This is a genomic window from Pseudomonas sp. NMI542_15 (assembly GCF_021283425.1).
Classification (GTDB): Bacteria; Pseudomonadota; Gammaproteobacteria; order Pseudomonadales; family Pseudomonadaceae; genus Aquipseudomonas; species Aquipseudomonas fortuita.
The window spans coordinates 413,018-431,067 of sequence record NZ_JAJSRO010000002.1 but is presented as its reverse complement, the minus strand read 5'-3'; the positions used below and the strand labels follow the sequence as shown (position 1 = coordinate 431,067).

Sequence of the window (18,050 nt, the reverse complement as noted above, 5' to 3'; positions counted from 1 at the left end):
CCCAGGGTCAGAGTTGCGGGGTGTACTTGACCGTCAGCATGAAATTGCGTGGCTCGCCATAATTGTTGCTGCCATTGAGCTGGTTGAAGCCTGCAACCCAGTACTTCTTGTCGAACAGGTTGTTGGCGTTCACGGCAAGGTTCACTTCGGAGGTTAGCTGGTAGGCCAGGCGTGCGCTCCAGACGGTATAGCCAGGCACGGTGTAGGTACGCTCGTAGCCGAGGGTGTGGCTCTGGGTGGTGAAGCCCAGGCCGGTGCTCCAGCGCTGGCCGTCCAGTGGCAGGGTGTAATCGGCCCATGCGCGCAGCATGTGCTTGGGTGTCCACTGGCTGAAGGTGCGGCCTTTGTCGTCAGGGTCATCGAGGAACTTGGTGGTGTTGTAGGTGTAGCCTGCGAACAGTTGCAGGCCACTCAGCACTTCGCCGCTGATTTCGGCTTCAACGCCTTGGCTGCGCACCTTGCCCGCTGCGGTGGAGCAGTACCAGTCATCGCAAGCGAAGCCCGAGGCTACGTCGGTGACGGCGCGGTTTTCCTGGTCGTAGCGGAACAGTGCGATCGAGGCATTGACCCGGCCGTCGAGCAGTTCGCCTTTCAAGCCCGTTTCGTAGTTGCTGCCGATCACCGGTTTGAGCGGCGTATTGCCCACAGCGCGTTCGGTTTGCGGTACGAACACGTCGGTGTAGCTGGCGTACCAGGCCCATTCGCGGGTCAGGTCGTAGACAAAGCCGGCATAAGGGGTGACTTGGCCCGTTTCGGTCATGCGACTGGTCGGGTAGCGGGTACCAGGGTCGGTCAGGCTGTCAAAGTCGATCGAATCCCAGCTGTAGTCGAACCAGCTGACACGCGTGCCGAGGATCAATGTCAGATCCTGGGTAGGCTTGATGCGCCAGGCGCCGTACAGGCCTTTCTGGCGGATGTCGTAGCTGGCCCTGTTGGCACGTGCCAGTTCGCCCTCGAAGACGCTGTCGCGGCTGGGTTCCGGGCGGTCATGGTCGATGTCGAAGATGTTGCCGCCTGCGTCGAAGTTGCGCCAGTAGGCATCATCCGAGGTCAGCTTGGAATAGTTGCCACCCACGGTGATCTCATGGGCCAGCGAACCTGTGTCGAAGTGGCCCACCACGTTCATGTCCAGGCCCAGTTTGGTCGAGTGAAAATCGGTGAGCCAGTCGGCGTAGGTGATGCCGCTGCCGTCAGGCGCAACGCCTTGGCGGGTGCTCTGCACGCGCTGGTGGGTGGATGTGTTGGTTTCATCCATGCGCACGGCAGCGGCCTTGAAGGTCCAGTCATCGTTGAAGCGGTGTTCAAGGTCCAGGTAGTACGTGGTGACGTCGGTTTCTGCGCGGCTCCAGCGGGCGCCGGTGTAAGTCGAACGCGGTAGTTCGACCGGTTTACCATTGGCGTAGCGTGGGAGGCCGCGCAGCATCGGCCGGGACTGCTGACGGTTGTAACTTATGCCGCCGCCCACTGTCGTCGCATCGGTCAGGTCGATGTCCAGCGCACCGTACAGCGAATGGTTTTTGCTCCAGACATAGTCGATGAAGCTGTCGCTTTGGTCTTCGTCAGCGACAAGCCGCCCGCGCACACGGCCGTCGGTCGTCAGCGGGCCGCCGGCATCCAGTTGCAGGCCATAGTGGTCCCACGAGCCGGCTTTGCCTGTCAGCGTAACGGTCGGCGCCGCTTGGCCCCGCTTGCGCACCAGGTTGATCGCACCACCTGGGCTGCCTGTACCTTGCAACAGGCCCGAAGCACCACGCAGCACTTCCACGCGGTCGAAGAACACCAGGTCCTGGGTTGCCCAGTTGCCCAGCGAATAGTTGTTTCGCGGAATCGGCACACCGTCGTACTGCCAGTCATCAATCTGAAAGCCACGCGAGGTCACGACCACGCCAGGGCCAATGCCCTGCGCGCCTACAATGCCCGTGGTGTGGTTAAGCGCGTCCTGCAAGTCGGTGATGCCCTGGTCATCCAGTTGCTTGCGCGTGATGACAGTGACAGATTGGGGAATCTCTTTGAGGGTATGCGTGCCTTTGCCCAGGGTCACCGCGCGGGCAGCATACGACCCGGTGCCTTCGCTGGTTGCATCCACATAGTTGTCGGTGATGCTGGTGCTGCCCAGCTCCATGACGTCGCTGCCCAGGTTGCCGGGCGCCACACTGAAATGGCCCTCGGCGGAAACCCGCAACTGCAAGCCGCTGCCGGCCAGCGCAGCTTGCATGGCCTGCTCGGCACTCATCTGGCCGACCACGGCAGGTGCCTGCTTGCCGCGCACCAGTGCTGGCTCCAGCGCGATGATGTGGCCGCTCTGGCTGGCGATGCGGTTGAGCGTGTGAGCCAGGCTGGCGGGTGGCAGGTCGAACACTTGGGTTTGCGCCTGGGCAAGCACGTTGTAGCTGACCAGGGCAGCGACCAGGGGCAGAGCGCGGGGCAAGGGGTTGTACACGGATTACTCCCGAATAAAGTGGCTGTCAGGAGGTATGTGGGATGAGCAAAGAAAACTTGCCACGATTGCGAATGATTTCGATAAATATTTTTATCAAGCGGTTTTCACGTCGATCAATATCAGCCACGGGCCATAGCGCGCCACGCTGATTGGCAGGGCCTCGGCCAACGCTTTGAACGCCTGCTGTGGCTGGTCCAGAGGAAATACGCCCTGTACCCGCAGATCGCGTGTCGCTGGGGCGAGCCGGATGTAGCCGCGCAGGTAGGGGCGCAGCGCGTCAACCACTACATGCAGGGGCTGGTCGAGGACCTCAAGGCGGCCCTCAAGCCATGCAGCCCGTTGCTGTTGCTCGCCCGTCAGCCGTTCTATGGTGTTGCTGCGCAGCAGGGCAGCCTGCCCTTGGTGCAGCTCCGCCCACTGTCCATCGGCCAGACTGGCGCGGACACTGTGCTGCAGCACCACGACCCGGGTGGCGTCTTGTTCCTGGCTGACCAGAAACCGTGTCCCCAAAGCCTGTACTTGCCCTTGTGCGGTACGCACGCGCAAAGGCCGCAATGGATCGCGTGCAACCTGAATCAGCAACTCGCCGTGACGCAGCATCAGAAGACGCTGCCCGGCATCGAACTGTACGTCTACCGCACTGGCGCTGTTCAGGCTCAGGCGGCTGCCGTCTGCCAAGGTGAAGCTGCGCCGCTCGCCACGGCCTGTGTGCAGGTCGGCCAGCCAGCCTTGGGCGGTGTCGCTGCGCCATCCACCCCACAGCGCCGCGCCGAACAGCCCCAGACTGGCCATGGCGCCAAGTACCTCACGCCGTGAGCGAGTAGGCTGCATCAGCAATCGGCGTGCCTCTGCTGCTTGGCCAGGGGCACGTTGATCCAGGGCGAGCAACGCGGCGAATGGATGGCCAAGGCGTTGCTCCAGGCGGTTCCAGGCTTGTTGGTGAGCGGGGTCTTGCTGCAGCCACAGCCTGACTCGTTGCAGCAGCGCCGGGTCAGGCGTAGCGGCCCTGAGCTCGACCATCCAGTCGATGGCTTGCTCGCTGACCCGGTCCAGGGCAGGCCTGCTCATGCCTGCAGCTCACACAGGTAACATTGGCGCAACGCCTGTTTCATGTAGCGGCTGACAGAGCGTTCGCTGATCTGCAGCTTTGTCGCGATGTCGGCGTAGTGCATGCCATCGAGCTGGCTAAAGAGGAAGGTGGCTTTGACGAGTGCCGGCAAGCCGTCCAGTGCCTGATCGATGCTCACCAGGGCCTCGATCAGCAGCAGTTGCTCCTCGGCCGATGGCGCTACGGCCTCCGGCAGCCGCGCCAGGTGTTCCAGGTAGGCCTGCTCGAGCTGGCGACGGCGATGGCGGTCGAAGATCAGCCGACGGGCGATGACGGTTAGGTAGGCGCGAGGCTGCTGGATGCTGTCTGGATCGACGCGTGCACCGAGCATCTGGCAGAACGCTTCGGCGGCGGTGTCCTCGGCGTCGGCGTGGTTGCGCAGGCGTTTGTGGATGTGCTGGAGCAACCAGCGATGGTGGTCGCTGAAGAAAAAGCCCAGTTTACGGGTCGATGTGCTGTCCAACGCCTGGCTTCCGGTTGTGAGTGTGAATCGTTCTCAATGGTAGCCGGGTCATCTGATTTCCTGCAATGGGCCGGTGTGCAGAACCGAGCTGCCGCTACTTGAGTAGCGGCACTGCGCACAGTTCAGGCTGCGGCCTGGCAATCTGCAAACAGTTTTTTGCCCAAGGCGTGTGCATGGTGCAAGTGGGGAAGCTGGTCAGGCCCTTCGCTGTCATCCAGCAAGGTGGAACTGAGTACCTCGGCGCCGCAATAGTCGAAGATGCCGTGCTCGATCTGCACGCGCATCGCCTCGCCATACCCGTGCCGTTCGAAGGTGCCTGTATCGGCACCCGCAACGCCGATCAGGTGAACCTTCATGCCACGCAATTTCTTCACCGTGGCGCCTTCTTCATAGTCGAACGCCCAGCCATTGCTGAATACCCGTTCGACCCAGCCCTTGAGCAGGGCCGGCAGTGACCACCAGTAGACCGGATAGACCAGCACCAGGGCATCGGCGCGCTCGATGCGTGCCTGCTCGTTGAGTACATCAGCCGGCGGTGCTGCCAGCCGGCGGTGCACGGCATGGTCTGCCAGGCTGAAGCGGGGGTCGAAGCCTTCGCTGGCCAGGTCGGCGATTTCGCTGCTGTGGCCGACGCTGGCCAGGCCGTCGGCAACCTGCCGGGCCAGCGCGTGGGTGAGGGATTGCGGGTCATGGTGACCGACGACGATCAGAGCGTGCATGGTGGCTCTCCATTCAACGGTGCAGGGTAGCCTGAAGCGTTATATACTCCAGGTAAGTTACGTTTAGTAAGTTACTTTTGGTAGGTAATCGATGTCAAGCAACGATCAAGCCCGTTCCCGCAAGCGCCTGAGCCGCGACGACCGACGCAGGCAGTTGCTGGACATGGCCTGGCAATTGGTTCGGGAGGAGGGTACCGATGCCTTGAGCCTGGGCCGCCTGGCTGAACAGGCGGGGGTAACCAAGCCGGTGGTCTATGACCATTTCGAGACCCGCAACGGGCTGCTGGTGGCGCTGTACCAGGAATACGATGCGCGTCAGTCGCAGATGCTGGCGCAAGCCTTGGCCAGCTGTGAAGCCAGCTTGGCCAGCCGCGCCCGGGTGATTGCCGAGGCCTACGTGGACTGCGTGATGAGCCAGGGCCGGGAGATACCCGGGGTGTCGGCAGCGCTGGCCGGGTCGCCGGAACTGGAGGCGCTGAAACGGGCGTACGAGCAGCCGTTCCTGGACAAGTGCCGCGAAGCCTTGGCCGGGTTTTCGCCCAGCGGCAATGTAGGGGTTGCCGGCATGCGCCTGCTGGTCGGGGCAGCGGATGCGCTGTCCCAGGCGGCTGCAGCGGGAGAGCTGGAAGCCGGGCAGGCCAAGGCTGAGCTCAAGGCCGCCATTATCGCCATGGTCGAACGGCAAACATGAAGCGCATGCGACCATTGTGTGCGGGCGCACCCGCGAACACCGGCATAGCCGGTGCCATCCACCGCGTTGTCTGCTTCGCGGGCGCGCCCGCTCCCACAGTGATCGAGCATGCTTGATAACTGGCTTCGCTACACAGGCAAGCTCTGGTAGGGCTGTTCATCCCCCGGGCTGCGCTCGAACTGGCGCTTGTACTCGCGGCTGAACTGCGAGGTGCTCTGGTAACCCACCCGGTGCGCTGTTTGCGCCACCCCCAGGCCCTCACCGATCAGCATCTGCTGCGCCTTGAGTAGCCGCAAGCGCTTGAGGTACTGCATCGGTGCCATGTCGGTGCAGCGCTTGAAGTGTTCATGGAAGGTCGAAACGCTCATGTTGGCCCGCGCGGCCAGTGCCTCCACGCTCAGGGGCTCGGCGTAGTGCTCGCGCAGGTGGGCGAGGGCGGCGCCGATGCGGGCAAAATGCCCCTGTTGCTCCACCAGTGCTCGCAACACACCGGCCTGCGGGCCGCGCAGCGCGGTATACAGCACCTCACGCACGCGCGCTGGGCCCAGTACTTTGGCGTCAAGCGGGTCCTGCAGGCAGTGCAGCAGCCGTTCCACACTGTCACGCATTGGCGCATCCAGTGCCGCCGAGGTCATCGATTGCGGTGTTTGTGCCTGTACTGCAGCGTCCGGCACCAAGCCCATGCTCTGCACCAGTTCACCCAGCACGCCACGGTCAATGTCCACCGCCACGCCCAGCAATGGCGCGTCAGGGGTGGCGAAAGTTTCGCACATGAACGGCACCGACAACGCCTGCACCAGGTAATGCCCGGCGCCGTACTCCAGGGTGCGCGGCCCCAGGCGCGCCAGCTTGCTGCCCTGGGCCAGGATCATCAGGCTGGGTTCGTAGATCTGCGGGCTGCTGGCCACATAGTGGTCCCAGCTCAGCACCTGTACCTGGGGCAGGTGCGTGGGCACAAAGCCCGGGCGCGTGGCGAGGCTGCGGATCAGCGTACAGAGCGGCGAATTGGCGTCGACGTGGCGGGTCAGTTGCATGTTAAACCCAAGGGCAGAGGATCAGACAGCTTAATCATTGCAGATTAAGGGGATGGCGCGATTTATCAGATGGCATCTTCGGATAATCAGGCATGGATGCCGGAGAATCTGCCGTGGGCGTGACGCGGTTGGACGCGCAAAATGCGTCGCCTGAATCGTTTCACTTCCCTGCGAGGACCTGCATGTATACCGCCATCGGTTACGCCGCCCAAACCCCTTCCAGCCCTCTGGCCCCCATGACCTTCGAGCGCCGCAGCCCGCGCCCGGACGACGTCGCCATCGACATCCTGTACTGCGGCGTATGCCACTCCGACATCCACCAGGCACGCAACGAATGGGGGATTGCCGTGTACCCGCTGATGCCTGGCCACGAGATCATTGGCCGGGTCACGGCGGTGGGCGCCAAGGTCACCGCACACAAGGTGGGTGACTTGGTTGGCGTCGGCTGCATGGTCGACGCGTGCCGCCATTGCGAAGCCTGCGCCAAGGACCTGGAGCAATACTGCTCGGAAGGCCCGACCATGACCTACGCCACCCCGGACCGGGTCGACGGCAGCAACACCATGGGCGGTTACTCCAGCAGCATCGTGGTCAGCGAGCACTTCGTGCTGCGCATCCCGGCCGGCATGGACCTGCCCAGCGCCGCACCTATCCTGTGCGCCGGCATTACCACCTATTCGCCGCTCAAGCATCACGGCGTCGGTCCGGGCCACAAGGTCGGCATCCTCGGCATGGGCGGGCTGGGCCACATGGGCATCAAGCTGGCCAAGGCTCTGGGTGCGGAAGTGACCCTGTTCACTCGCTCCCAGGCCAAGGCTGAGGAAGCCCGTCGCCAGGGTGCCGACCATGTGATCGTGTCCACCGACCCCGAGCAGATGCACGCCGCAGCTGGTCGTTTCGATTTCCTGCTCGATACCATTCCGGTGCAACACGATCTCAACCCGTACCTGGAAACGCTGAAGTTCGATGGTGTGCACATCCTGGTTGGCCTGATCGAACCGATCGTCCCGCCCGTGCATGCGGCCAACCTGGTGTTGAAGCGCCGGGTGCTGGCGGGGTCGTTGATCGGTGGCATCGCCGAGACCCAGGAAGTGCTGGACTTCTGCGCCGAGCACGACATCCGCTGCGATATCGAGATGCTGGATATCCGTAACATCAACCAGGCGTATGAGCGGATGATCGCCGGTGATGTCAAGTACCGGTTCGTGATCGACATGGCCACGTTGCAAGGCTGATTGATCGGCTGCCTGTCCTGGCCTCTTCGCGGGTAAACCCGCTCCCACAGTTGCACCACGGCATTCACGCTATGTGCGGTCCCGTGGGAGCGGGTTCACCCGCGAAGGGGCCAGTACAGGCTGCAACAAATCCTGGTTCTGTTACCAGACCATCGCCTTGTCCCACCCCCGCCAGAACAACCACCGCCGCACCTCGCCATGTGCCCCGGTGCCGATCTGCCATTCAGGCCGCCCGTTATCCAGCGCAATTACCGACACCACCCCCGCGTGGCTAGCCGCCACCAGCGTTTGCCCGTCGGCGCTGATATCCATCGCACTGATGGTCGAGCCCAGGTAATGCTGCCAGTGTTCCGTACCGTCCTCGCCAAACGCCCGCAGGTAGCCATAGGCATCCCCCACAATGTACTCGCCATTACGCGCTACGCCGGCGTATACCCGCGCGCCATCCTGCAGCAGTGGGGTACGTGGGTCCTGGCTGTAGTAGTCGGTCTCCAGCCCCGGCAAATCGGCGACGTTTACCCCCAACGTGGCGCCGCTGTAGAAATGACAGGCATTGAGGGCCAGGTGGTCACCCGCGCGGTTGAACAACGCAAAGTGCGGGTACTCGCTGCCAGGGCCGATGTCCGCCAGCAGCCTGAGTTGCGCGTCCAGCACCAGGTGCCGGCTGCCTTGCTCACCCACCACGATCAGCCGGCCATCCGCCGACACCGCGCCATGCTCCATGCTCAGCCCCAGGCTGATGTCGTCCGGGTCGGTGCCTTCGGCCAATTCATCGAGCACGCGTGTCTGCTGTGGCAGCAGGCGAGTCGCACCCTCGGTGGACAGCACGAAGATACCTTCGGCACTCACCAGCAGCACGCGTTGGCCATCCGGGAAGGGGATCAGCGCGGTCGGGGTGGGCGGCAGGTCGAACGGTTCGAACGGGTAACCTGGCGGCAACCCCTCCAGCCCGGTTGGCCAGGCCAGGCGCTGCACGTGTGGGCCGCCCCAGCCATCGGTCACACGCACGCCTTCGGCGTTGGCCAGGGCGAAGTAGCGACGGGCCGGGCAGCGGCCAAAGTGTTCGATACCGATGACCGGGGTTACCTCTTGGTGGCCGATACGCACCACATGGCCCTTGTCGTAAGGCATGCCGATGCGTGCCAGCAGGCTGCCATCCTCCAGCAGCAGGACATTGCTGATGCCTTGGCCGTGGTCTTCGAGCAACGGTACCAGGGGGTGGTGCGCAGGTGGCCAGGCTTCGCGGAAGGCTCGACGCTGTTGTTCGTCGGCGCCAGGGTGATTGGCTGCCTGCAGGGCTGTCAGCCAGGCGTCCAGCAGGTGCCCGGTGGCTGGCGCCTGCGGCTCTTCAAGATTGTCCCAGCCTTGCGCACGGCCCTGCGCGACGTATTCGTTGACGGCCTGGGCATAGGCAATGACTGCCTGCTGCCACTGCTGCTGGGGGTGCTGCTTGTCCATGAGCGGATCGGGCTCCTTGTTGCACACGCGTTTCACACAAAGCGCGCATGGTACTCCTTCTGCCTGCCTTGCGGTTGTGAGGCCCCGGGTTGACGCGTACCATGCCGTGCATTCCTATCAATAACAGCGCGTACGTCGGCACCCCTGCAAGCGGGTGGCTGGCGTGCGAACTGTTGCCTTGTCTGCGGAGAAGCGTTTTCCACCCATGAACGGACCCATACCCACCCACATGCCGCCCGCGGCCGGCAGCGGCAGCTGGCTGAGCGTCATCGCCCTGGCCCTGGCGGCCTTCATCTTCAACACCACCGAGTTCGTCCCGGTGGCGTTGCTCAGTGACATTGGCCGCAGCTTCGACATGAGCACCGCCCAGGTCGGGCTGATGCTGACCATCTATGCCTGGGTGGTGGCGCTGGCCTCGCTGCCGATGATGCTGCTGACCCGCAACATCGAACGGCGGCGCCTGCTGTTGTTCGTGTTCCTGGTGTTCATCGTCAGCCACTTGCTGTCGTGGCTGTCGCAGAGCTTTGCCATGCTGCTGGTCAGCCGTATCGGCATCGCCCTGTCGCATGCGGTGTTCTGGGCCATTACCGCCTCGTTGGCAGTACGCGTGGCGCCACCTGGCCAGCAGGCCAAGGCGCTGGGCCTGCTGGCCACCGGTACCACCCTGGCCATGGTTTTGGGCATTCCGTTGGGTCGCGTGGTGGGCGAGGCGCTGGGCTGGCGTGTTACCTTCCTCAGCATTGCCGGGGTCGCGCTGGCCACCATGCTGTGCCTGATGAAGTCGCTGCCGCTGCTGCCCAGCCAGAACTCGGGCTCGTTGCGCAGCCTGCCAATCCTGTTCAAGCGCCCGGCGCTGGTGATTACCTACCTGCTGGTGACGCTGGTGATTACCGCTCAGTTCACCGCCTATAGCTATATCGAACCGTTTGCCCTGCACGTGGCGCAGATTGGCGGTGAGCGCACCACGCTGTTGTTGTTGCTGTTCGGCGGTGCCGGGGTATTCGGTTCATTGCTGTTCAGCCGCTACAGTGACCGTTTCCCCCATGGCTTCCTGGTAGGCTCGATCGGCTTGCTCGCCGCATGCCTGTTGCTGATGTTGCCCCTGTCGGGCAATTTCTACGCGTTCGCGGCGCTGAGCATGTTCTGGGGTGTGGCGATCCTCAGCTTCAGCCTGTCGCTGCAGTCCAAGACGTTGAAGCTGGCATCCGATGCCACCGATGTGGCCATGGCGCTGTTCTCGGGTATCTACAACATCGGGATTGGGGGCGGTGCGCTGCTGGGCAGTATTGTCAGCAGCCAGATGGATGTGGCGGATATCGGCCTGGTGGGCGGTAGCGTGGCGGTGGTCGGGCTGGTAATGGCTGTTGCCAGCACCCGGCGCTTCCGCGAGGCGCTGACGCACTGACCCAATGGCCAGCGGGCTTTTTGTAGGAGCGGCCTTGTGCCGCGATGGGCCGCAAAGCGGCCCCGGCAATGTCTGCGGCGAAGCTGACATCTTGGGGCCGCTGCGCGCCCCGATCGCGACACAAGGCCGCTCCTGCAGGTGCCCCGTAGACCCGAGGGGATACCGCTTGATCTTCAAGCCAGTACGGCAGCCCAGGCAGAAATCAACAGCATCCCCGCCAACACCTGGTTGAACAGCTGCAACCGCCGCGGTGCCTGCAACCACCTGGCGCTCCCCACCCCCAGCACCGCCCAGGCTGCCATGCACGGCAGGGCGATCAGCAAAAATACCAGCGCCAGTTGCCACACCGGCAATGACGGCGCTGCAAATACCCCGACCACCGCCACAGCCATCAGCCACACCTTGGGGTTCACCACCTGCAACGATGCGGCGCTGAAAGCACTGAGCCCTTGCGCGGTGGCCGCTTGCAAGGGGGTGGCGGCACTGCGCAGCATCTTCCACGCCAGCCAGCTTAGCCACAACACGCCGGCCCAGCTCATCAGCTGTTGGGCCAAGGGGTGACGCAGGAGCAGCTCACCCAGCCCTAGACCGACCATCAACACGATTGCCGCTGCCGCGCCACAGGCCGCCACGATTGGCACCAGGCTCGCGCGCAAACCTGCGCGCGCGCCATGGGCCAGGATCAGCAGGTTGGTCGGCCCCGGGCTGATGCTGGCCACCAGGGCGAACAGAATGAAAGGCAACAACGACTGCGACATGGTTCATGGCTCCGGAAAATCGAAGCACCATGCTCGCTGCCTTCAGGGGTTCAGTCTGGAAGGTTTGAGCAGCGCCTGCGGTAGTCGGCAGGGGTCAGCCGGTAGGCCCGACGGAACCAGCGCCCCAGGTGGCTCTGGTCGGCGAAGCCCAAGGCCACGGCCACATCGGCAGGCGTCTGGCCCTGGGCGAGCAGGCGCCGTGCCCGGGCCAGGCGCAGCTGGATCAGGTAGGCATGCGGTGCAATGCCGAACGCGGCCTTGAATGCACGGGTCAGGCGAAAACGGTCGATGCCACAGGCCTGGGCCAGGTCTTCCAGGCCGACGTCGCGCTCCAGGTGGGCGTGCAGGTAATCACGCGCGCGCTGCGCGCTCAGCGGCAGGCGCGGGTCGGGGTTGATGCGTCGGCGCCAGTGCATGTGGCGGGTCAGACAGGCCAGCAGGTCGTCCATGGCCGTTTGCCGCACGATGCGCAAGTCCCGGTCGTGCACGGTGCAGAAGGCGAGGGCGGTGGCCCGCGCCAGGCGCTCATCGTGGCACAGGGTATCGGCAAAACTGGGCAGGCTGTCGCCCGGTGTGTGCTCGAACAGCGACCGCAGCTGTTGGTCTAGCCAAGCGGGCTGCAGGTACAGCGTCGAATAGGTGAAGCCTTCTTCGGTGGGCGCCAGCCCATCGTGGATGTCACCAGGCTCGAGCAAGAATACCTGCCCCGGCGTGCTGCGATGGCGCACCCGACGGCAGTTGAACTGCTGCACGCCCTGCTCGGTCACGCCGACCAGAAAGCTGTCGTGCCAGTGCGGGTCGTAGGCATGTCCGACGAAATGCGCCCGGACCGATTCGATGCCGGTATCGGCGTCTTGCTTGAGGTCGATCCAGTTGCTCATGAACGTGTGCCGTTGGGGTAAATGGCTACCTTAGCGCACCCCCCCGGCTCAGTCTGGAACGATTGTGCAGCCGTTGGTCAGTGCCCGATCACGCAGGGCCTCGAAGCGCTCGCGCAGCCACAGGTGCAATTGCGAAACTGCCGGTGTGAGCTGCTTGCGATGCGGGCAGACCAAGGTGACCGGGGTAGGTTCGCCGAGCAGTTCGGGCAGGACGATTTCCAGTTCACCGGCCGCAATGTTGGCGCTGACATCCAGCCACGACTTGTAGACGATGCCTTCGCCTTGAATGGCCAGGCGACGGATGACGTCGGCATCGTCACTGACCAGCGGCCCGCGCACCTGCACGGTACGGTTGCCCAGCTGCCACTTGTCGTATACCCGGTTGTGCTGCATGTACAGCAGGCAGGCGTGTTGCTGCAGGGCGTCGGGGCTGAGCGGGCGGCCGTGGCGGGCCAGGTAGTCGGGCGATGCGACCAGCACTCTGCGGTTCCAGTCGGCCAATGGCAGAGCGATGTAGTTGGCATCCTGGTTCAGGCCATAGCGGATGGCCACATCCACCGGGTCGCGGTTGAGGTCGGCAATCTGGTCGGACAGGAAGAAACGCAGTTGCAATGCCGGGTGCTCGCGGCGAAAAGCGCTGAGCCAGGGCAGCAACATGTTGCGGCCCATGTCGGAAGGTGCCGACACCTGCAGGGTGCCGCGCAGGGTATTGGGGTTGCCATGCAGGTCTTCATGGCCCTGGCGCAAGCTCTCCAGCACATTCAGCGCGGTGGGCAGGTAGCGCTCGCCCTCGGCGGTCAGGCGCAGGCTGCGCGTGGTGCGCGCGAACAGGCGTACATCGAGGTCGCGCTCCAGGCGCTTGATTGCTGCGGCCACCTGGCCCGGCAGCAGGCCGGCTTCATGGGCGGCGGCTGTGAAGCTGCCCAGTACGCTGCTGCGGGCAAACAGTTCGAGGTCGGCAATACGCAGCATGTTGCATTTTCACTCCGTGGATGAAAGTGTTGCTGCATTGTGCCGGTTTTTCTTTTGTACTGGAAAGATAAGATACACGCCACATACACCGTTGATTCCCGGAGTTGTTGCATGGATACCGTCTCGCTGGCCAAGCGCCGCTACACCACCAAAGCCTACGATGCCTCGCGCCGTATTCCCCAGGCCACTGTCGATGCCTTGCTTGAACAACTGCGCCACAGCCCGTCCTCGGTCAACTCACAGCCGTGGCACTTCATCGTTGCTGATACCGCCGAAGGCAAGGCCCGCCTGGCAAAGAGTACCAACGAGGGTTTTGCCTACAACACACCCAAGCTCCTCGATGCGTCGCACGTGATCGTATTCTGCACCCGCACCGAAATGACCGAAGCGCACCTCAATGCGGTGCTTGATCAAGAGGCTGCCGATGGCCGTTTCCGTGACGAGCAAGCCCGCGCCGGGCAAAACCAGAGCCGCCGCCATTACGTCAACCTGCACCGCTATGACCAGAAGGACGTGCAGCACTGGATGGAAAAGCAGACTTACCTGGCCTTGGGTACGGCGCTGCTGGGGGCAGCGGCGCATGGTCTGGATGCCACCCCGATCGAAGGCTTCGACAGCAAGGTGCTCGATGCTGAGCTGGGCTTGCGTGAGCGTGGCTTTACCAGTGTGGTGATCCTCAGCCTGGGTTATCGCAGCGAGTCGGACTTCAACGCCGGGCTGAACAAATCACGCTTGCCGGCTTCGCAAGTGTTCACTTTCTTGTGAGATTACCGGGGCCACAGACGGCCCCGCCCGACAATGAATTTTGCTTGCCAGTCAATAACTGCCATCGTGCAGTGCCAGGCTCTGGCGCAGCTGTTCGAGCATGGCCACACGCAGCGCCAGCGGGGCCTGGATGCGGATAGAACCTGCTTGGGACAGCAGCCAGCCCATCAGCGCCCGGTTGTCGGCCACGGTAGCGACCAGCACGGCGCCGCCGCTCGCTTGCGGTGTCAGTTGCATATCTGCTGACAGGGGTGATTGTTCCAGGCGGCGGGCCAGCGCGTCATCGACCCAGGCATGCAGTTCAACGTGGTCCGGGGGGGTAAGCACGTCGGGTTGCAGCTGCTGCGCTTCGCTCAGGCTCAGGCCCGGTTGCCAGTACCAGCCGTAAGGCATGCCTTTACTGTTGCACTGCAACGGGAACAACGCAGCAAGCTCGACCAGGTCGCGTTCGACGGTGCGTTTGCTGGTGGTATGGCCCACGGTTGTCAGGGCGGCCTGCAACTGGGTAGAGCTCATCCCGGGGTGGCGGCCGGGCAGCAACTTGAGCAGCTGCCACTGTCGGGCGATGGTATGGCGGGTTGGGTGGCTGGGCAAAGGCTTCGTCCTTGAAGGCAGGCGTCAAACCTGCCTGGATAGTGGCGTATAGCTATTGCGCAGCATACCCTCTCATAGAATGGGATCCAAGTTTTCCCCGAATGCCTCCAGTTGAATTCAGATAGCGAGGCTGTCGACCACGCCGCCGTCGACCCGCAGGGCCGCGCCGGTGGTGGCGGAGGAATAAGGGGAGGCGAGGTATACCACCAGGTGGGCAACCTCATCGACATCGGCGACGCGCTGGATGATCGAGCTTGGCCGCGCGGTGCGGACGAAGTTGTCCGCCTCTTCACGAATGCTGCGCCCGGAAGCCTTGGCTGCATCGGCCACCATCGCGGTCACGCCATCGGTCAGGGTCGGGCCCGGCAGCACTGCGTTCACGGTAACCCCGGTGCCGGCCAGACGCTTGGCCAAGCCATGGGAAACGGCCAGGTTGGCGGCCTTGGTTACGCCGTAGTTGATCATGTCGGCAGGAATGGCGACACCCGATTCCGAGGAAATGAACAGGATCCGCCCCCAGCCGTTCTCGATCATGCCCGGGGCATAGTGGCGGGCCAGGCGCACACCGCTGAGCACGTTGGTTTCGTAGAAGCGCGCCCACTCGCTGTCGTCTACATCGAAGAAGTCGACGTCGTCGTAGATGCCCAGGTTGTTGACCAGGATGTCGGCCCGTGGGTGGGCAGCGAACAGGGTTTCGGCACCGGCGGCGGTACCCAGGTCGGCGACCACGCCTTGCACCTGGCCACGCCCACCTTGCTTGCGCACTTCGGCGAGGGCGGCGTCCAGCGACTTCTGGCTGCGGCCGGCAATGACCACGTCGGCATTGGCGCGGGCCAGGCCACGGGCGATGGCCAGACCAATACCGCCGGTCGAGCCGCTGATGATGGCGGTGCGTCCGCCGAGGTCGATGTTCATGGGATGGCTCCTGTAAGTGAGTTGCAGTGATGCAAGCCATTCTAGTGAAGCACGCAGGTTGGCAAGCGCGAGCGCGCGAGGTCTATGGAGCCGCTCAGAAGCGCTAGGTTATGACACGCTGCAACGCCTCGATAAACACCTCTTCCGCCCGGCTGAACCGCTGTTCCCTGTTCCACAACAGGTGAATATCCACATCGGCAATCCCTTCCTGCGGCGCCAGCTTCCACAGCAACCCCGCTTCGACATCCGGTGCCACCACATGCTCGGGCAGGCAGCCGATGCCAAACCCGGCGATCACCAGCCGGCGGACTTCTTCAAGGCTTGGCGATGAGGCCACGATCCGCCCGGCGAACCCTTGCAGGTCTCGGAAAATGGTCAGCGGCGACAACATGCCGCCAATCTGATCGCTGGTGAAACTGACGAAGTTCTCCCGTTGCAGGTCGCCTTCGGCCTTGCCAAACAGGGCATGGTGCTTGCCACAGAAAAACGCATAGCGTTGGCGCAGGAACAGCCGCTGTTCCAGCCGTGGCTGTGCACGCCGGGTGAGGCTAAGGCCCGCCGTGGCGGTTTTTTCCTGCAGGGCGGCGACGATGTCGGAGCTGCGCATCACGTCGATTTCCAGTTCCACTCGCGGGCGCTGGCGGTGGAAGTCGGCGAGGAAGTTGTCGAAGCGTTCGCTGACGATGCGGCTGATCATCAGCAGGCGCACTTTGCCCTCCACTTCGTCCGCCGGTTGCTCCAGCAAGCCGCCGATCTGCGACATTTGCCCATACACCTCGCCGGCCAGCTGGAACAGCTGCTCGCCCATTTCTGTCAGCACGAAGCGCGGCCCACGGCGGGCAATGAGCTGGCGGCCGAGCTGCTCTTCAAGGCGCTTGAGCGCCTGGCTTACCGCCGGTTGGGTGAGGTGCAGGCGGGCGGCGGCGCGGCTGATGGACAGCTCCTGGCCGATGACCCGGAAGGTGCGCAGCAGGTTCCAGTCGAGGCGGTCGTTGAGCAGGCGGTCAGACATGGCGGGGGCTCGATAATAAGCGTGGTTAATAGTTCGAATAATAAATAGAAAATTGACTAATCATAGCCCCGGGCCGATAAATCGCATGCATTGAAGCCCGGTGTGTCGGCGGCGGCTTTTTCGCGGGCTTGCCCCGTCCCACAGGTACTGCACTGTTGCAGACAGGGTGCGACCCCTGTGGGAGCGGGCGAGCCCGCGAACAAGCCAGCACCGAACCAGCAGGCCAAGCGCCACCAGAGCGCCACCGTGTCCCAGCAACTCCTGCCAGAACAACAAGCAAAGGAGCCCCCATGAACCCCACCGCTTCCGCCCAGCCGCGCCGTGCAGCCGCCGCCGCGTTCATCGGTACCATGATCGAGTGGTACGACTTCTACATCTACGCCACCGCCGCCGCCCTGGTGTTCGGTGCCTTGTTCTTCCCCTCTGACGACAGCCTGTTCAGCACCATGGCCGCGTTCGGCACCTTCGCCGTGGGCTTCTTCGCCCGGCCGCTGGGCGGCATCGTCTTCGGCCACGTGGGCGACCGAATCGGCCGCAAGAAGTCGCTGGTCATCACCCTGCTGATGATGGGCATCGTTACCGTGTGCATCGGCCTGCTGCCGACTTACGCGCAGATCGGCGCCACCGCGCCGGTGCTGTTGATCCTGCTGCGCATCGTCCAGGGCATTGCCGTGGGCGGCGAGTGGGGCGGGGCGGTATTGATGGCCGGCGAGCATGCGCCCAAAGGTCGGCGCAACTTCTTCGCCTCGTTCGCCCAGCTGGGCAGCCCGGCTGGCCTGATTCTGTCGCTTCTGGCCTTTGGCGCGGTTACCCGCCTGCCTGAAGAGGAACTGATGAGCTGGGGCTGGCGCGTGCCGTTCCTGGCCAGCGCGTTGCTGCTGCTGGTGGGCCTGGCGATTCGCCTGGGGGTGAATGAGTCACCCGAGTTCATCGCCAGCCGCGAGCAGGCGCAAAAGGCTCGGCGCAAGGAGCAGGCGCCAGTGCTTGAAGTGCTGCGCACCGCCTGGCGCCCGCTGTTGCTGTGCATCGGCGCCAACACCCTGGGCATTGCCGGGGTCTACTTCACCAACACTTTCATGATCAGCTACACCACCCAGCAGTTGCACCTGGAGCGCTCGTTGATCCTTGAATGCCTGTTCTTTGTGGCGATCATCCAGTTCTGTGTGCAGCCGCTTGCGGCGTGGCTGTCGGAAAAGGTCGGCGCGACGCGCTTCCTGGCGCTGGTTGCGCTGCTGGCGATGGCCTCGCCCTACCCGATGTTCGTGCTGGTCAGCTCGGGCCAGGGCCCGTTGATCGTGCTTGGCATCGCCCTGGCCGCAGCCTGCATGGCTTCCTTCTACGCGGTGATTGCCGGCTATGTCAGCGGCATGTTCGCAACCCGCGTGCGCTACACCGCCATTTCTCTGGCCTATCAGATCTGCGGCGCGATCGCTGGCGGCCTGACCCCGCTGATTGGCACCTGGCTGGCCCATACCTTCAGCGGCCAATGGTGGCCGATGGCAGCCTTCTACACCCTGATCGCCACCATTTCGCTGGTTTGCGTGCTCGCCTTGGCGCGCCAGTACGCCCGTAGCCAGCGCCTGGAACTGGCCTGATCGAA

17 protein-coding genes are annotated in these 18,050 nt (G+C 63.7%); 5 read left to right on the top strand and 12 right to left on the bottom strand.

Features of this window, described 5'->3' with window-relative positions; all coding sequences use genetic code 11:
* Nucleotides 1-7: 7 nt before the first annotated feature.
* The 4 genes from LU684_RS05185 to LU684_RS05170 form a co-directional block, all read right to left on the bottom strand.
* Nucleotides 8-2,440: a TonB-dependent siderophore receptor gene (locus tag LU684_RS05185; RefSeq protein ID WP_095114833.1), complete on the bottom strand. Its 2,433-nt coding sequence runs from the start codon at nucleotides 2,438-2,440 to the stop codon at nucleotides 8-10.
* Between the two features lie 93 nt (nucleotides 2,441-2,533).
* Nucleotides 2,534-3,508: a FecR domain-containing protein gene (locus LU684_RS05180; protein WP_191087486.1), complete on the bottom strand. Its 975-nt coding sequence runs from the start codon at nucleotides 3,506-3,508 to the stop codon at nucleotides 2,534-2,536.
* A complete protein-coding gene (locus LU684_RS05175; RefSeq protein ID WP_016486001.1) occupies nucleotides 3,505-4,011 on the bottom strand; it encodes a sigma-70 family RNA polymerase sigma factor in 507 nt (168 codons plus the stop codon). Before LU684_RS05175 ends, LU684_RS05180 begins: the two co-directional genes overlap by 4 nt.
* Before the next feature lie 122 nt (nucleotides 4,012-4,133).
* Nucleotides 4,134-4,730, bottom strand: a complete 597-nt coding sequence (locus LU684_RS05170; protein WP_016486002.1) for an NAD(P)H-dependent oxidoreductase — start codon at nucleotides 4,728-4,730, stop codon at nucleotides 4,134-4,136.
* Nucleotides 4,731-4,821: 91 nt separating this feature from the next.
* Between LU684_RS05170 and LU684_RS05165 the strand changes: the two genes are divergently transcribed.
* Complete coding sequence (locus LU684_RS05165) at nucleotides 4,822-5,421, top strand: TetR/AcrR family transcriptional regulator (protein WP_095114835.1); 600 nt, start codon at nucleotides 4,822-4,824, stop codon at nucleotides 5,419-5,421.
* 128 nt (nucleotides 5,422-5,549) lie between these two features.
* Here LU684_RS05165 and LU684_RS05160 read toward each other — a convergent pair whose 3' ends face one another.
* On the bottom strand, nucleotides 5,550-6,455 hold the full coding sequence (locus LU684_RS05160) for an AraC family transcriptional regulator (RefSeq protein WP_060518777.1): 906 nt from the start codon (nucleotides 6,453-6,455) through the stop codon (nucleotides 5,550-5,552).
* 182 nt (nucleotides 6,456-6,637) lie between these two features.
* Here LU684_RS05160 and calA point away from each other — a divergent pair, with 182 nt between their 5' ends.
* Entirely contained in the window at nucleotides 6,638-7,690 is a 1,053-nt protein-coding gene (gene calA / locus LU684_RS05155) for a vanillin reductase (RefSeq protein WP_232894227.1), read from the top strand.
* A gap of 141 nt (nucleotides 7,691-7,831) precedes the next feature.
* Here the strand turns inward: calA and LU684_RS05150 are convergent, their stop codons facing one another.
* Nucleotides 7,832-9,148 carry a hypothetical protein gene (locus tag LU684_RS05150; protein ID WP_023048835.1) on the bottom strand — a complete coding sequence of 439 codons (1,317 nt, stop codon included), beginning with the start codon at nucleotides 9,146-9,148 and terminating at the stop codon, nucleotides 7,832-7,834.
* Nucleotides 9,149-9,353: 205 nt separating this feature from the next.
* Here LU684_RS05150 and LU684_RS05145 point away from each other — a divergent pair, with 205 nt between their 5' ends.
* Nucleotides 9,354-10,553: a sugar transporter gene (locus LU684_RS05145; protein ID WP_191087487.1), complete on the top strand. Its 1,200-nt coding sequence runs from the start codon at nucleotides 9,354-9,356 to the stop codon at nucleotides 10,551-10,553.
* Nucleotides 10,554-10,726: 173 nt separating this feature from the next.
* On the opposite strand, the gene LU684_RS05140 is transcribed toward LU684_RS05145, so the two are convergent.
* The 3 genes from LU684_RS05140 to LU684_RS05130 are packed head-to-tail and all read right to left on the bottom strand — an operon-like array spanning nucleotide 10,727 to nucleotide 13,164.
* Nucleotides 10,727-11,311 (bottom strand): LysE family translocator, encoded by a 585-nt coding sequence (locus LU684_RS05140; RefSeq protein ID WP_232894226.1) that lies wholly within the window; start codon nucleotides 11,309-11,311, stop codon nucleotides 10,727-10,729.
* Between the two features lie 50 nt (nucleotides 11,312-11,361).
* Nucleotides 11,362-12,192 carry an AraC family transcriptional regulator gene (locus tag LU684_RS05135; protein WP_016486009.1) on the bottom strand — a complete coding sequence of 277 codons (831 nt, stop codon included), beginning with the start codon at nucleotides 12,190-12,192 and terminating at the stop codon, nucleotides 11,362-11,364.
* A 48-nt stretch (nucleotides 12,193-12,240) separates the two neighbouring features.
* Entirely contained in the window at nucleotides 12,241-13,164 is a 924-nt protein-coding gene (locus tag LU684_RS05130; RefSeq protein ID WP_016486010.1) for a LysR family transcriptional regulator, read from the bottom strand.
* A gap of 111 nt (nucleotides 13,165-13,275) precedes the next feature.
* On the opposite strand from LU684_RS05130, the gene nfsB reads away from it, so the two are divergent.
* A complete protein-coding gene (gene nfsB / locus LU684_RS05125) occupies nucleotides 13,276-13,929 on the top strand; it encodes an oxygen-insensitive NAD(P)H nitroreductase (protein WP_095114837.1) in 654 nt (217 codons plus the stop codon).
* Nucleotides 13,930-13,980: 51 nt separating this feature from the next.
* On the opposite strand, the gene LU684_RS05120 is transcribed toward nfsB, so the two are convergent.
* From LU684_RS05120 to LU684_RS05110, 3 genes are all read right to left on the bottom strand, one after another.
* Nucleotides 13,981-14,523 carry a WYL domain-containing protein gene (locus LU684_RS05120; protein ID WP_023048832.1) on the bottom strand — a complete coding sequence of 181 codons (543 nt, stop codon included), beginning with the start codon at nucleotides 14,521-14,523 and terminating at the stop codon, nucleotides 13,981-13,983.
* Nucleotides 14,524-14,640: 117 nt separating this feature from the next.
* The gene (locus tag LU684_RS05115) at nucleotides 14,641-15,438 is read right to left on the bottom strand and encodes an SDR family NAD(P)-dependent oxidoreductase (RefSeq protein ID WP_095114838.1); all 798 of its coding nucleotides are present in this window, start codon (nucleotides 15,436-15,438) and stop codon (nucleotides 14,641-14,643) included.
* Between the two features lie 103 nt (nucleotides 15,439-15,541).
* Nucleotides 15,542-16,450, bottom strand: a complete 909-nt coding sequence (locus LU684_RS05110; protein ID WP_232894225.1) for a LysR family transcriptional regulator — start codon at nucleotides 16,448-16,450, stop codon at nucleotides 15,542-15,544.
* Between the two features lie 290 nt (nucleotides 16,451-16,740).
* On the opposite strand from LU684_RS05110, the gene LU684_RS05105 reads away from it, so the two are divergent.
* Complete coding sequence (locus tag LU684_RS05105) at nucleotides 16,741-18,045, top strand: MFS transporter (RefSeq protein WP_095114839.1); 1,305 nt, start codon at nucleotides 16,741-16,743, stop codon at nucleotides 18,043-18,045.
* The last annotated feature ends 5 nt before the right edge of the window (nucleotides 18,046-18,050 follow it).

Coding starts and splice junctions, on each gene's coding strand:
- LU684_RS05160 (WP_060518777.1), bottom strand. CDS start 6,455: ATGCAACTGACCCGCCACGTCGACGCCAATTCGCCGCTCTGTACGCTG.
- nfsB (WP_095114837.1), top strand. CDS start 13,276: ATGGATACCGTCTCGCTGGCCAAGCGCCGCTACACCACCAAAGCCTAC.
- LU684_RS05135 (WP_016486009.1), bottom strand. CDS start 12,192: ATGAGCAACTGGATCGACCTCAAGCAAGACGCCGATACCGGCATCGAA.
- calA (WP_232894227.1), top strand. CDS start 6,638: ATGTATACCGCCATCGGTTACGCCGCCCAAACCCCTTCCAGCCCTCTG.
- LU684_RS05130 (WP_016486010.1), bottom strand. CDS start 13,164: ATGCTGCGTATTGCCGACCTCGAACTGTTTGCCCGCAGCAGCGTACTG.
- LU684_RS05110 (WP_232894225.1), bottom strand. CDS start 16,450: ATGTCTGACCGCCTGCTCAACGACCGCCTCGACTGGAACCTGCTGCGC.
- LU684_RS05105 (WP_095114839.1), top strand. CDS start 16,741: ATGAACCCCACCGCTTCCGCCCAGCCGCGCCGTGCAGCCGCCGCCGCG.
- LU684_RS05180 (WP_191087486.1), bottom strand. CDS start 3,508: ATGAGCAGGCCTGCCCTGGACCGGGTCAGCGAGCAAGCCATCGACTGG.
- LU684_RS05115 (WP_095114838.1), bottom strand. CDS start 15,438: ATGAACATCGACCTCGGCGGACGCACCGCCATCATCAGCGGCTCGACC.
- LU684_RS05150 (WP_023048835.1), bottom strand. CDS start 9,148: ATGGACAAGCAGCACCCCCAGCAGCAGTGGCAGCAGGCAGTCATTGCC.
- LU684_RS05140 (WP_232894226.1), bottom strand. CDS start 11,311: ATGTCGCAGTCGTTGTTGCCTTTCATTCTGTTCGCCCTGGTGGCCAGC.
- LU684_RS05145 (WP_191087487.1), top strand. CDS start 9,354: ATGAACGGACCCATACCCACCCACATGCCGCCCGCGGCCGGCAGCGGC.
- LU684_RS05165 (WP_095114835.1), top strand. CDS start 4,822: ATGTCAAGCAACGATCAAGCCCGTTCCCGCAAGCGCCTGAGCCGCGAC.
- LU684_RS05170 (WP_016486002.1), bottom strand. CDS start 4,730: ATGCACGCTCTGATCGTCGTCGGTCACCATGACCCGCAATCCCTCACC.